Source organism: Kribbella sp. NPDC043289, from assembly GCF_056436705.1.
The window spans coordinates 914,709-927,942 of record NZ_JBWKCB010000003.1 but is presented as its reverse complement, the minus strand read 5'-3'; the positions used below and the strand labels follow the sequence as shown (position 1 = coordinate 927,942).

Sequence of the window (13,234 nt, the reverse complement as noted above, 5' to 3'; positions counted from 1 at the left end):
GTTACCACTGGAGAGTCCCGTCGACGATCCGGACCTGCCGCTGCGCCCGGCGGCTGACGTGAGCGTCGTGGGTGATGACGGCGAGCGTCATACCCTCGCCATGCAGTTCGTCGAACACTTGCAGGATCGCCTCCGCGTTGGCACTGTCCAGGTTGCCGGTCGGCTCGTCGGCGAGCAGCAGACTCGGTTCGGCGACCAGCGCCCGCGCGATCGCGACCCGCTGCCGTTCACCGCCCGAGAGCGTGGTCGGCCCGAACTCCATCCGGTGCGCCAGCCCGACCCGCTCCAGTGCGACCCGTGCCCGCGCCATCCGCTCGCGCCGCGGAATCCCGACGTACACCATCGACAGTGCGACGTTCTCCAGGACGGTGCGGTGGTCGAGCAGGTGGAACGACTGGAAGACGAACCCGATCCGTTCCCCGCGCAGTACGGCGCGCCGCCGCTCGCGCAGGCTCATTGTGTCCACCCCGTCGAGCCGGTAGATCCCGTCGGTCGGGTTGTCGAGCAACCCGAGCAGATGCAGCAGCGTCGACTTCCCGGACCCGGACGGCCCCACGATCGACAGGTATTCCCCCTGCCCGATCGTCAGGTCGACCCCTTTGATCGCCCGTACTTCGGGCGGTCCCGGGAAGAACCGTCGGACGCCGATCATCTCGACCACCGGCGCGGGCAGCGCCACCGCGGTCGCGGTCATCGTCCGACCACCACTTGGTCGCCCTCGGACAGTTTCGCGTCGCCCTTCGGCGTGACCTGCGCGAACCCGTCGGCGGACAGCCCGACCGTGACCGGGACCAGCTCCACCTTCCCGTTCCGCAGTACCTCGACCCGCGACCCACCGTCCGACCCGGACGACACGGCAGCCACCGGTACGGCGAGGACCTTGCCGCTCGTGCTCTTCACCGGGATCGTCACGCGGACGTTCGCGTCCCGAAGCAGCGCCAACTGACTCGCGGTCAACGCGTTCGGTGCGACCACCACGTCGTACTGGTTCCCGTTCTTGGTGATCCGGAGGACCTTCGCGGCGATCGCGGTACCGTCGAGGTCGAGTGACGCCACCAGGCCGGCCTTCAGCCGCTGCGCGGTCTCCGCGTCGACCTTCAGTACGACGACCAGGGACGCGCCGCTCGCCGACATCACCACGCCGTTGACGGTGCCGCCGCGCTCGACCTTCACGTCGTCGACACGGCGCGGCAGCGTCTTCACGTAGACGATCTCGGACACCGGAAGCGGGGTGCCGGCCTTGGTCTCGGCCTCGCCGCGCGCGTCCTGAGCTTCGGACAGGTTCTCCTTGGCGTCGTCCACCGCACCTTGCTGCACCGAGGTGTCCTTCGCCTTGGCGTCCTTGGCCGCCTTCAGCTGGGACTGCGCCTGCCGGAGCTGCTTCTTCGCCGCGTCGACCTGCTTCTTCGCGTGGTCGACGGCTTGTTTCAGCTGCGGGTCCGCTTCCGGAGCGTCGTACCCGGCCTTCTCGTAGAGCTGCTCGACCGCGGCCGAGGTGTTGAGGTCGTACTCGTCGTCGACGTCGCCCGGGTCGAACCCGAGCCGGTCAAGCGTCTGCTCCAGCTGCAGCACATCGGGCCCTTTGCTGCCCGGGGACAGCGTTCGGTACATCGGGAGTACGCCGGCCAGTCCGATCACCGGTCGACCGGTGATCTCCAGCAGCGCCTTGCCCTCGGTGATCGTCGACCCGACCGCCGGCACCTTCCCGGTCACGACCGGCGGTGTCGTCAACCCGCTGGTCTCGACGCGGATGTTCACCGCGCCGTCGAACGACGCGTCACCCCGCCCGACCACCTTGCTCGACAGCGCCTTCCTCGCCACCGGCACGGTGATCTGGGACGCCTTCGGTGCCGCGGTCTTCGCGGCCGCGTCCTCGGGCGAGGTGATCCGGCTGCCGGCGGCGACGCCGATCCCGAGCGAGACGGTCGCCACCGCGGACACCCCGACCAGCACCCGGCGACGGGACTTGGGCGAAGCGGTCACCGGTTCGCCATCTCGTCGCGGTACGCCTCGAGCTCGGCCTTGTGCTGGTCGACGAACTCCTTCTCGGCGTCGTACTGCACCTTCTTGTACGCCTCGTCGTACCCCGTGGCCTTGCACTTCTGATCGGCGGTGGCGAGGTCGATCTCGAACTTGCGCAGCTCGGACAGCTTCGCCGAGTCGACCTTGTCGAACGACGGCGGGCCGGTGACCGTCTTGCTCGGGCCACTGCCCTTCGCCGGCGGCTGGTTGCCGGTCAGCGCGTCCAGCTTCTGCTGCACCTGCTGGCGGGGGTCCTCGGGCTTTTTGAAGCCCGAGTGGCCGGCGTCGGCGAGACAGTCCGACCATGCACTGGTTGCGTCGACGACGCGCTGGTCGGAGTCGATCCGCTTCTGCAACGCCTGGATGTCCTTGAACAGGCTGTCGAACTTCTTGAAGGCCGCCTGCCGGTCCTCGCCCTTGCCGTAGACCTCCTCGACCGCCTTGCCGCGACAGCCGAGGTCCATCTGGCCGCTCGAGCTCGGGCCGCTCCCCTGGACCACCACTGCACCGTTGCCGGTCGCGTTCGGTCCGTTGAGCGCCTTGTCGTACGCCTTCTGCGCGGTCGGCGACAGCGCGTTGCGGATCTTGGCGTTCGGGTTCGAGTCGTCGTCACCGGCCTTCGACCAGTCGATCGTGCTGATGCCGTACCCGTACTGCTCGGCGAACTTGTCAGCCGGCAGGTTGAACGCGTCGCTGAACTTGCTCTTCGCGTTCTGCTCCGGCGGTACGGCGACGTACTCGAAGCCGGCCGTCTTCATACAGGCGGCGGTGGCGTCCTCGACCTTGCGCTGCTTGGCGAGCTCCTCGTCGCTCGGCTGCTGCGCACCGCCGGCCCGCATCGCGACCCGGAACCCGGAACCGCCGGACGCACTGACGAAGCCGTCCCCCATGTACTCCGCGAGCGGGCTCTTGTCGCTCTTCTGGTCCCCGGACGCGACCGGCGCCTTGTCGTTGCCGCACCCGGCCAGCGTCAGGACGGCCAGTACGGCGAGAGTTGTTGCGGTTCGTGACGTCTTCATGGTGGTGGAGCGTGCCGTCGGCGCCGTGAAGAACCTGTGAAGGACCGGTTTGCACTTGATGCTCTCAGGCGATCTTCACAGGATTCTCATTCTCTTCAGGGACATTGAGGGCTATGCCAGCACGGATCCTCGTCGCCGAAGACGACCTGAAGCAGGCGGAGCTGATCCGGCGGTACCTCGAGCGGGAGGGGCACCTGACTGTCGTCGTGCACGACGGGCGGGCCGCGATCGACGAGGCCCGCCGGCGGAGCCCGGACCTGCTGGTTCTCGACGTGATGATGCCCAAGGTCGACGGTCTGGACGTCTGCCGGGTACTGCGGGCCGACCCGGACAACGGTCTCGAGGTCCCGATCATCATGCTGACCGCCCGCTCCACCGAGGAAGACCTGTTGCTCGGGCTCGACCTAGGCGCGGACGACTATCTGACCAAGCCGTACAACCCCCGCGAACTGGTCGCCCGGGTCCGGACGGTCCTGCGCCGGACCCGGATCCGCGCCGAGGGCGAGGTCTACCGGGTCGGCGAACTGGAGATCGACCCGGGCCGGCACGAGGTCCGGCTGGCCGGGACGCTGATCGAGCTGACCCCGGCCGAGTTCAAGATTCTCGCCTGCCTGGCCGCCTCTCCCGGCCGGGCGTTCTCGCGGCAACAATTGCTCGAGCACGCGTTCGGCTTCGACCACTACGTGTTCGACCGGACGATCGACGTCCATGTGATGAACCTGCGCAAGAAGATCGAGCCGTCACCAGGCGCACCGGCGTACCTCAAGACCGTGTACGGCGTGGGGTACAAGCTCGCGGACAAGGTGGTGGCGCGCAATGCGTCGTAGCGTGCTGGTCCGGTTCCTCGGACTGTCGCTCGCGGTCGCGCTCGGGGCCGTCATCGCGACCGCGGTGATCGCGACGTACAGCACCTCGGAGAAACTGCAGGGCGAGATCGACGCGAATACCGGCCAGCTGCAGGTCGACGGCGAGATCTACGGCGAGTTGTCGCGATACGCCTCGGACCATCCGACCTGGTCGGGAGTCGACAAACTGGTGCACGACCTGGCCGACAAGCTCGGACGCCGGGTCGCGGTGCGGACCGACGACGGTTCGGTGATCGCGGACTCGGCGCGGATGCTCGGCGCCGCACCCGACCTCCCGTCGGTGCCCGCGGCAACCATCGACGCGCGCAGCTCGGGCGTCTCGAAACTCGCCGGGTTGTCCGGCACGATGGCCGTGTACTCGGCGCGGAAGACCGTCGCGGCCGGTGCCGCGGGAGGGTTCGTCTCGACCGCCTCGGCGGCTCCGCCGTTCATCGCCTACCCCGGTTGGGGGATGACCGACAAGGAACAGAAGGAGCGCGAGGCCCTCGCCCAGCAAGCCGTGACCTGCTACGGAGCGAAGGGCAAGTCCGCGAGCCTCGCGCAGGCCGGCGGGAACGTCCCGCAGGTGATGATCGAGTCGACGCAGTCGCTGGCCGGCGTCCGCGTGCTGGAGAAGTCCGGCTCCGCCGCGAAGGACGACGCCTGCGTTCCGGCCGGTCTGTACGCCCCGAGCGCCAAGGCCAAGATCGTCAACGACGACGAGGTACGCCGGTCGACGGCCTGCCTGGACGCGGCGAACCTGAAGTACCAGATCAGCGACTTCGAGGGCCTGAAGTCGGTCGAGCCCAAGACCAAGGACGACCTCACCGACAAGTTCAACGACTGCACCACACAGGCCCGCGTCCAGGCGTTGACGCCGTACGTCGCTCCGCCCGCGAAGCTGTACCTCGGGGCGAAGAGCACGTTCAACGTGTTCTCGGGTGAGGGCCTGCTGCGGACGGCGGCGACCGCACTCGGCGTACTGCTGATCGCCGCGCTGGTGATGCTCTTCGCCGGACGGCGGCTCGTGCGGCCGATCGTGGCGTTGACCGGTGCGGCGCAGCGGATGCGCAACGGGGACCATGCGGCGCGGGTACCGGTGAGTGGCAAGGACGAGGTCGCGCGGCTCGGGCACGCGTTCAACGACATGGCGGAAGCGATCCAGCGGCACGACTTCCAGCGGAAGGCGATGGTCAGCGACGTCGCGCATGAGCTGCGGACACCGCTCGCCAACATCAAGGGCTATCTGGTCGCGTCCGAGGACGGCGTCGTACCGCTGGACCACGAACTCGTCACGTCGCTTCTCGAAGAGACGGGTCTGCTCGAGCACCTGGTCGCCGACCTCCAGGACCTCGCGCTCGCGGACGCCGGCATGCTTCGCCTGCATCCCGCCCCGCGTGACCTGGCCGAGGTCGCGCAGCAGGTCGTCTCCGCTCATCGCCCTGCGGCCGAGGCCGCGGCGGTCACGCTCGCTGCCGACGTACCCGAACGGGCGCCTGCGTCCGTCGACAGCGCCCGGATTCGTCAGGCGCTCGGAAATCTCGTGTCGAACGCGATCCGGTACACGCCGCCTGGTGGGCAGGTTGTTGTCGGCGTACGGCGGGTGGACGACGGCTACAGACTGACGGTCACCGACAACGGCACGGGGATCGCGGAGGAGCACCTGCCGCATCTGTTCGATCGGTTCTACCGCGCCGAGCACTCACGCAACCGCAGTACCGGTGGCAGTGGTCTCGGCCTCGCGATCACGAAGCATCTGGCCGAGGCGCACGGCGGTCACATCAGCGTCACCAGCCGCCTGGGTTCCGGGTCGACGTTCACCTTGTGGATCCCTGCGGCTGCCACACTGACCCCGTGACGCAGCCACCGAACTCCTCTTACGGCCCACCGAACGGTGGCTGGCAGCAACAACCCCCGACCTACCCCCAGCCTGGCCCGCCGTCCTATGGCCCGGGCTACGGTCCTGGCGGTCCTGGCGGTCCTGGTTATCGTCCTCCGCGCCCACGTCGCACCCTGCTGTACGTCGTGATCGCGGTCATCGCCGTACTGCTACTGCTCGGCGCCGGTCTCGTCGTCGCCACCAGCCTGACCGGCAACGACGACGACCAGAGCGGCGGCCCCACCCAGCCCTCCACCGCCCCGAGCCGACCGTCAGCGGAACCAACGTCTGCGCCGACCGGCGGTCCGACTACGCCGGGCACGACTGCCCCGCGGCTGACCGAAGCCACCGCGCTCGCCACCAGGTTCCTCGCGTACGTCAACGCGAGCGACCAGAAGCACGCGCTCGCTCTCGGCTGCGCGGACAGCCGACAGATCCTCGCCGGCCTGCTGGTCTTCATGATCGATCCACCGACCAAGCTGACGGTCAGCGGCCAGCCTGTCGCGATGCAGTCCTACTACCCCAAGATCTCGGTCCCGTTCTCCGGCACCACAAAGGGCCCCGTCCCGAGAACCGGTACCGTCGACATCATGGACCAGCCGTCGACCCCGCTCTGCGTGCGCCTCACGACGATGAACTGACCGGGTTCCCCGACGTGACTGCGCGGAAGGCCCGGCTCGCCGACGTCCACGAGATCGCGTCGGCGATGCCACACGTCACCAAGTGGGAGCGCGACGACGGCACCGACCGCCCTGTCTACCAGGTCGGCGGCAAGTCCTTCGTCTTCTTCCGTACGCCGCGCCCGGACGCGACCGATCCGGACACCGGCGAGAAGTACGACGACGTGATCATGATCTGGGTCGAGTCCGAAGCCGAGAAACTAGCCCTGCTCGCCGCCGACCCCACCCCGTTCTTCACGACCCCGCACTTCGACGGCCACCCCTCAGTCCTGATCCGCGCGAGTCACTTGGGCGAAATCTCCCACCAAGAACTCACCGAAATCATCCAAGAAGCCTGGCTAACCCGAGCCAGCCCCCGCCGAGCCACCACCTGGCTAGAAGCCCACCGCCTGCAGTAAGCCGAACAAGCGGTCTACTTGCCGTTGGTGTAGAACTCGGCGAGGCGTTGGACGGCTTCCTGCTTGGTCATGGCTCGTACTTCGGGTTCGGGGATGTGGGCCTCGGCGATGAGAGTTCTGACCACTCCGGCGGGTATGGACTCGGTCCGGGCTTGGGGACCTTGGCGGTCCGGGAGCACCTTGTCGTCGACACAGGCCCAGAACTCCCCTGCCGTGACAACGAGCTGGTCGCGGAGGATATGGGCCCAGATGGACGGGCCGTAGTCGGTGCGGTCGACCGGGTGGCTGATCCGGGTGCAAAGGATGCGGCCGTCGGTCAGCGCCAGTTCGTAGTTGACGTAGTGGGTGCCGCGCTTGCTGGTCGCGCGCAGGCGCTCGGCCCAGCCTTCGATGACGCAGAAGTTCTGGTGATCCGTTCGGGTGGCCGGCGGGCGTCGTTCGATCACGTCGTACCTCAGGCCAGCAGCCAGGCGTGGAGCTGTTCGTCCGTGGCGAGCGCGACGATCTGCACCAGGCCCCAGTTCTCCGCGTGGTTCGGGGCGAGGCGTAGGTGGTCGGCCCACGCGTCGGCGTACTCGCGGAGTGCGTCGACCATTTCGTCGGCCGCCTCGTCGAGCGTCGCACCGTCCGCGGCGACCGGGAGGCCTGGGATGAAGATCGACCAGCCGTCGTTCTCCGCGACGACCTGTGCGCCGGAGGGACGAACGCTGGTCAGGAAGTGCACCAGCCGATCGGCGTCGACGGCCGCCACCCGCCGCGCGTCCCGCGTGACCGTCGCGGGCCGCCCGTCATCAGCAGCATCCAAGATGTCCTTGAAATGCTCCCGCGCCTCCCGAGCGCTGCCGTACTCGACCTGCGGACTCACGACGACCTCCACTCCCAACCGTGTACACAGCGTACACCGTGCACACGCCCCGCCCGCGCCGACGTTTTAGGAGGGGGCCAGGGCTCGGGCGGTTGCGAGGGGGTTGGTGGGTGTGGGGAGGGTGGCGATGATGAGGGTGTCGAGGCCGTTCTCGAGGTAGCGGTTGATGTGGGCTCGGCATTGGTCGGGGGTGCCGTGGACGATCAGGTCGTCGATGAGGTCGACGGGTACGGCGGCCATCGCGGCGTTGCGGTCGCCGGCGGACCAGGCGTCGCGCAGTGGTTTCATCGCCTCGCCGCGGCCGAGCCAGTCGTGGAAGGCGGCGTAGCCGGGGACCGTGAGGTACGTCGCGATCAGGTAGCGGCCGATGTTGCGGGCCATGTCGGCGTCTTCGGTGACGCAGACGAAGATGCGGGCGGCGAGTTCCTTGTCGGGCCCGAGTTCGGCGCGGACCCGGCGGACGTCGTCCGCGGAGAGCCAGTTGGTGATCGCCCCGTCGGCCTCGCGGGCGGCGAGGCGGAGCATCTGTGGGCGGAGCGCCGCGAGCATGATCGCGGGCGGTACGTCGGGCGCCTTCTCCAGCCGGAACCGGTTGATGGTGAAACTGTCGAACTCCCCGTCGACCTTCTCCCCCGCGAACGCCTGCCGCAGGAACCGCAGGACGTCGCGGGTCCGCGCCAGCGGCGGGTCGTACGCGATCCCGTTCCACCCGGTCACGATCGTCTCGGACGACGCCCCGATCCCGAGCACGAACCGCCCGGGCGCGAGGTCCGCCAACGCCGCGGCACTCATCGCGAGCGCCGCCGGCCCCCGCGTGTGCACCGGTACGACGGCCGTCCCCAACCGCAACCGTGCGTCCCACTCGGACGCGAGCACCAGCGGCGTGAACGCGTCCGCACCCGCCACCTCCGCCGACCACAGATCGGTGTACCCCAGCGAGAACAGCTCAGAGATCAGATCCCGGTGCTCCCGCAGCGGTACGCCGGTCAGCGGGACCGTCAGCCCCCAGCGCAATCAGATCAGCTTCTTCAGCAGCGGCAGCGGCGCGAACCGCATCACCTGGGCCAGCGGAACCCACGGCCACGCCGGGACGTACGCCTTCGCCTTCTCCGCCTCGATCGCGGCCACCATCGCCCGTACCCCAGGCTCGGTGTCGACGATGAACGGTGTGTTCTTCACCCGCTCGTTCATCTCCGACCGGATGTAGCCGGGGTAGATCGTGCTGACCTTGATCGGTTTCCCGAGCAGCTCCAGTCTCAGCCCTTCACCGAGTGACGCGAGCCCGGCCTTCGTGGCGGCGTACGTCGTGACTGTCTTGGGGAACCCGCGCAGCCCGGAGACCGACGCGATCAGTACGAGGTGTCCGGCGTTCCGCGCCCGGAACAGCTCCATCGCCGCCTCGACCTGTGCGAGCGCGCCGACGAAGTTGGTCAGCGCGGTCTCCCGGTTCGCGTCGAACCGGCCGGTGCCGAGTGGTGCGCCCTTGCCGAGGCCGGCGTTCACGATGATCCGGTCCAGGGGCAGTTCGGCGTCGATCGCCCGGAACACCTCGAACACCTGGTCGTGATCGGTCACGTCCAGGCTGTGGATAACGATCTTGATCTGTGGATAACGCTCGGTCAGTTCGGCCTCGAGCGCCTTCAGCCGCTCGGTCCGGCGCGCGGTCAGCGCCAGGTCGTGGCCCTTCGCCGCGAACTGCCGGGCCATCTCCGCACCGAGGCCGGAGCTGGCTCCGGTGATCAGGATGTTCCGTCGCATCGGGAGTCCTTATCTGTACGTGAGCAGGTCGGCGCCGAGGTGGACGTGTTCGTTGTAGCTCACCACAGTCAGCCCGCCGCGCCCCGACACCACCTTGGTGATCGCGGTGTTGATCGTCACCGGGTTCAGCTTGGCCCACAGCCCGTCGCCGCCGGACAGCAGCCGGCTCACCACCGCGGCGATCGGCCCGCCGGACGTGAACACGAGCGCGGTCTCGCCCTTCCCGAGCCGTTCCGCGGTACGCCGTACCGCGGACTCGGACCGCTCGCAGAACGCGGTGAACGACTCGGTGTACCCGTCACCACCGTCGATCCAGCGCTGCGTCGCCGCGGTGAACATTTCCTGGAACGCCCGCTGGGGACGACCACCCTTCGCCAGGTCGGCCACCATCACGGCGTGCCGCTTGTACGCCGGTTTGTGCGCCACGATCACCTCCTGGTGATCGAACTCGTCGTACGCCGGATCGACCTCCGCGGTGAAACCGGCCAGCGACGCGGTCTGCTGATGCCGGCGCATCGAGCCTGACACGACAAGATCCGCCTGCACGTCCGCCAACGTCTGCCCCAGCCGCTCAGCCTGTTGCTCGCCGACAGCAGAGAGCTTGTCGTAGTCGCGCGCGCCGAACGACGCCTGGGCGTGCCGGACCAGATAGATGACGGCCACTCACGCCTGCCGGATGATCTTGCGGCAGCGCCGCTCGAGCAGGTTGACCGGGAGCCAGAAGTTCTTGAACCGCGGGTTCCCGGTCTGCTTGTGGTGGTAGCGGTAGTAGATCTGCTGCGCGATCACCGCCAGCCGGAACAACCCGAACACCTCGTAGAACGCCCAGTTGCCAGGCTCGATCCCCGACCGCTTCGTGTGGTACTCCACGATCTCGGCTCTGGTCAGCATCCCCGGCACATCCGACGGCTGCAGCCGGAACCGGCGGAACGCCCAGTCGTCATCGGCCTGCACCCAGTACGCGAGCGCACTACCGAGATCCATCAACGGATCGCCGAGCGTGGCCAGCTCCCAATCCAGTACGCCGACCACGCGCAGCGGATCGTCCGGCGCGAGGACGACGTTGTCGAGCCGGAAGTCGTTGTGGATCACGCAGGTCCGGACGTCGGCCGGCTGATGCGCGGCGAGCCACGCCATCACGCGTTCGTAGCTCGGCACGTTCCAGGTCTTGGCCTTGCGGTAGCGATCGGACCAGCCGGTGACCTGGCGTTCGACGTACCCGGCGCCCCGGCCGAGGTCGGACAGACCGGCCGCCTCGGGATCGACCGCGTGCAGTTCGGCGAGGGTGTCGATCAGCGTGAAGCCGAGTTGGCGGGTCTGCTCCGCGGTCAGGTCGACGCCCAGCGCGTGATGCCCCGGGATGGTGCCGACGACCCGCTCCATCACGTAGAACTCGGAACCGATCACCGCGTCGTCGTTGCAGTGCGCAACCATCTCGGGGACGTACCGGAAGACCGGCTTCAGGCCCTTCTGGATGCGGAACTCACGACCCATGTCGTGCGCGCTCTTCGCCTTCGTCCCGGCCGGCGGGCGCCGCAGGATCAGCTCGTGGCCGTCGTACCGCAGTAGGTAGGTCAGGTTGGAGGCGCCACCGGAGAACTGCTTGACCTCGGGAAGTCCGGCCGGCAGTTCGGTCCGGGCACGCAGCCAGGTGTCCATCGCGGGCACGTCGAACGCGTCCTCCGCGCGGACCTCCCGCGCGCCATCACCCATCCTGACCCTCGGCGCGCTGCCGGGCCCGCTCGGCGATCTTCCGCATCTGCCGGTCGTACAGCGGCCGCGCGAACTGCTTCGTCCGCCAGGCGATCTGTGCCGGCCGGTCCGGGATGATCAGCCGCTTCTTCTTCTTGATCCCGGCGAGTACGGCGGCCGCGATGTCGTCCGCCGACCGTGGCGACTTCTCGATCAGCTGCCGCGCGGTGGCACCCATCGCGGTGTCCGCGCCGCGGATCGAGTCGGCGAGATTGGTCCGGAAGAACGACGGGCAGACCACCGAGACCGTCACGCCGTACGGCGAGAGCTCGTGCGACAGCGTCTCGGACAGCGCGACCACGCCGGCCTTGACCGTGTTGTACGAGCTCATCATCGGTGGGTGGACCAACCCTGCCGCGGAGGCGGTGTTCACGATGTGTCCGGAGCGCTGCCGTTTGAACAGCGGGGTGAACGCGCGACAGCCGCGGACCACACCCATCAGGTTGATGTCGACGATCCGGTCCCACTCGTCCAGGGTCTCGACGTCGATCCGGCCGCCGGACGCGATGCCCGCGTTGTTCACCAGGATGTCCAGGCCACCCCAGTTCTGCTCGCACCAGGCGACCGCGGCATCCCAGTCCTCCGGCTGACGGACGTCGAGCTTCAGGTACGCCGTACCGCTGTCCGGGCCGTCCGCGGACACGTCGGTGCACAACACTTGGTGGCCCTCAGCAACGAACTGGGCGGCCAGCGCGGCACCGAGCCCACTGGCCGCACCCGTGACGAGGACCCGACTCACTTGCTCTCCTGCGCTGCGGCGAGATACGACGCCAACTCGATCTTGGCGATGACTCCACGATGCACCTCGTCGGGGCCGTCGGCCAGGCGCAACGCGCGGGCGCTCGTCCAGGCGGCCGCCAGCGGGAAGTCGTCCGACAGCCCGCCGCCACCGTGCAACTGGATCGCCATGTCGATGACGTCCTGCGCCATCCGCGGTACGGCGACCTTGATCTGACTGACCTCGCTCAACGCGCCCGCGAGCCCTTGCGTGTCCAGCAGGTACGCCGTCTGCAGGACCAGCAGCCGCGCCTGGTTGATCGCGATCCGTGCGTCCGCGATCCGCTCGCGGTTGCCACCGAGGTTGACCAACGGCTTGCCGAACGCCGACCGGCTGGTACCGCGCTCCAGCGCGAGCTCGAGGGCCTTCTCCGCCAGGCCGACCAGGCGCATGCAGTGGTGCACCCGCCCCGGTCCGAGCCGGCCCTGTGCGATCTCGAACGCCCGTCCCGGTCCGACCAGGATGTTCGCGGCGGGCACCCGGACGTCGGTGAACGAAACCTCGCCGTGGCCGTGCGGCTCGTCGTACCGGTGCATCGCGGGGAGCAGCCGCTCGACCTTCACGCCTGGGGTGTCGCGCGGGACGAGGACCATCGTGTGCCGCTCGTACCGGTGCGCGTCAGGATTGGTGAGACCCATGAAAATCAGGAGCTCGCAGTCGGGGTGACCGACGCCGGTGCTCCACCACTTGCGGCCGTTCACCACGACCTCGTCACCGTCGACGACCGCGGTCGCCTCCATGTTGGTGGCGTCCGACGAGGCGACATCCGGTTCGGTCATGCAGAACGCGGAGCGGATCGTGCCGTCCAGCAGCGGTTCCAGCCACTGCTTGCGCTGCTCGTCGTTGCCGTAGCGGAGCAGCACCTCCATGTTCCCGGTGTCCGGCGCGTTGCAGTTGAAGATGTACGGCGCGATGAACGACCGGCCGGTGAGTTCCGCGATCGGGGCGTAGTCGAGGTTGCTCAGACCTTCGGCGTACTGCTCGTTGCCCGGCTCGGCGGGCGGCAGGAACAGGTTCCACAGGCCGGCCGCACGGGCCTTCGTCTGCAGTTCCTTGATCATCGGCTGCGGCTGCCAGGGGTCACCGGCGGCCCGGATCGCACTGTGCAGCTCTGCCTCGACCGGCTCGATTTCGTTGCGCAGGAAGGCTTCTACGCGCACGATCAGGTCCTGAGCCCGGGCCGAAGGTTCGAACCCCATCAAGACTCCTCTCCCTCGCCTTGACCGTAGCTCAGCGTC

Annotated in this window: 15 protein-coding genes; 4 read left to right on the top strand and 11 right to left on the bottom strand. The window is 68.5% G+C overall.

The features are described 5' to 3' along the window. Position 1 precedes the first annotated feature (1 nt). Genes AC0662_RS22815 through AC0662_RS22805 form a run of 3 tightly spaced genes read right to left on the bottom strand, consistent with a single transcriptional unit; the run spans position 2 to position 3,041 of the window. Entirely contained in the window at positions 2-694 is a 693-nt protein-coding gene (locus AC0662_RS22815; protein ID WP_452196303.1) for an ABC transporter ATP-binding protein, read from the bottom strand. Continuing rightward, positions 691-1,983, bottom strand: coding sequence for a peptidoglycan-binding protein (locus AC0662_RS22810; protein ID WP_452196304.1), 1,293 nt, complete (start codon positions 1,981-1,983; stop codon positions 691-693). Before AC0662_RS22810 ends, AC0662_RS22815 begins: the two co-directional genes overlap by 4 nt. Further along, on the bottom strand, positions 1,980-3,041 hold the full coding sequence (locus tag AC0662_RS22805) for a hypothetical protein (RefSeq protein WP_478303026.1): 1,062 nt from the start codon (positions 3,039-3,041) through the stop codon (positions 1,980-1,982). Before AC0662_RS22805 ends, AC0662_RS22810 begins: the two co-directional genes overlap by 4 nt. A gap of 113 nt (positions 3,042-3,154) precedes the next feature. On the opposite strand from AC0662_RS22805, the gene AC0662_RS22800 reads away from it, so the two are divergent. The 4 genes from AC0662_RS22800 (at position 3,155) to AC0662_RS22785 (ending at position 6,843) form a co-directional block, all read left to right on the top strand. Beyond that, complete coding sequence (locus AC0662_RS22800) at positions 3,155-3,868, top strand: response regulator transcription factor (RefSeq protein ID WP_452196306.1); 714 nt, start codon at positions 3,155-3,157, stop codon at positions 3,866-3,868. Next, positions 3,858-5,744, top strand: coding sequence for a sensor histidine kinase (locus tag AC0662_RS22795; RefSeq protein WP_478303024.1), 1,887 nt, complete (start codon positions 3,858-3,860; stop codon positions 5,742-5,744). The genes AC0662_RS22800 and AC0662_RS22795 overlap by 11 nt, the downstream gene beginning before the upstream one ends. 167 nt (positions 5,745-5,911) lie before the next feature. Beyond that, a complete protein-coding gene (locus AC0662_RS22790; RefSeq protein ID WP_478303022.1) occupies positions 5,912-6,406 on the top strand; it encodes a hypothetical protein in 495 nt (164 codons plus the stop codon). Positions 6,407-6,420: 14 nt separating this feature from the next. Then, on the top strand, positions 6,421-6,843 hold the full coding sequence (locus AC0662_RS22785; protein ID WP_478303020.1) for an MmcQ/YjbR family DNA-binding protein: 423 nt from the start codon (positions 6,421-6,423) through the stop codon (positions 6,841-6,843). Between the two features lie 14 nt (positions 6,844-6,857). Here AC0662_RS22785 and AC0662_RS22780 read toward each other — a convergent pair whose 3' ends face one another. The 8 genes from AC0662_RS22780 to AC0662_RS22745 all read right to left on the bottom strand — a co-directional run bounded on the left by AC0662_RS22780 (position 6,858) and on the right by AC0662_RS22745 (position 13,195). Beyond that, positions 6,858-7,289, bottom strand: a complete 432-nt coding sequence (locus AC0662_RS22780; RefSeq protein WP_478303018.1) for a hypothetical protein — start codon at positions 7,287-7,289, stop codon at positions 6,858-6,860. An 8-nt stretch (positions 7,290-7,297) separates the two neighbouring features. Next, positions 7,298-7,708: a type II toxin-antitoxin system prevent-host-death family antitoxin gene (locus AC0662_RS22775; RefSeq protein ID WP_452196311.1), complete on the bottom strand. Its 411-nt coding sequence runs from the start codon at positions 7,706-7,708 to the stop codon at positions 7,298-7,300. Between the two features lie 66 nt (positions 7,709-7,774). Continuing rightward, complete coding sequence (locus tag AC0662_RS22770) at positions 7,775-8,722, bottom strand: LLM class F420-dependent oxidoreductase (protein WP_478303016.1); 948 nt, start codon at positions 8,720-8,722, stop codon at positions 7,775-7,777. Then, positions 8,723-9,466 (bottom strand): SDR family oxidoreductase, encoded by a 744-nt coding sequence (locus tag AC0662_RS22765; protein WP_452196313.1) that lies wholly within the window; start codon positions 9,464-9,466, stop codon positions 8,723-8,725. It lies immediately after the preceding gene. Between the two features lie 9 nt (positions 9,467-9,475). Beyond that, a complete protein-coding gene (locus tag AC0662_RS22760; RefSeq protein ID WP_478303014.1) occupies positions 9,476-10,129 on the bottom strand; it encodes a histidine phosphatase family protein in 654 nt (217 codons plus the stop codon). Further along, on the bottom strand, positions 10,130-11,179 hold the full coding sequence (locus AC0662_RS22755; protein WP_478303012.1) for a phosphotransferase family protein: 1,050 nt from the start codon (positions 11,177-11,179) through the stop codon (positions 10,130-10,132). Next, entirely contained in the window at positions 11,172-11,957 is a 786-nt protein-coding gene (locus tag AC0662_RS22750; RefSeq protein WP_478303010.1) for an SDR family oxidoreductase, read from the bottom strand. Before AC0662_RS22750 ends, AC0662_RS22755 begins: the two co-directional genes overlap by 8 nt. Then, on the bottom strand, positions 11,954-13,195 hold the full coding sequence (locus AC0662_RS22745; RefSeq protein WP_478303008.1) for an acyl-CoA dehydrogenase family protein: 1,242 nt from the start codon (positions 13,193-13,195) through the stop codon (positions 11,954-11,956). Before AC0662_RS22745 ends, AC0662_RS22750 begins: the two co-directional genes overlap by 4 nt. Positions 13,196-13,234: the final 39 nt, after the last annotated feature.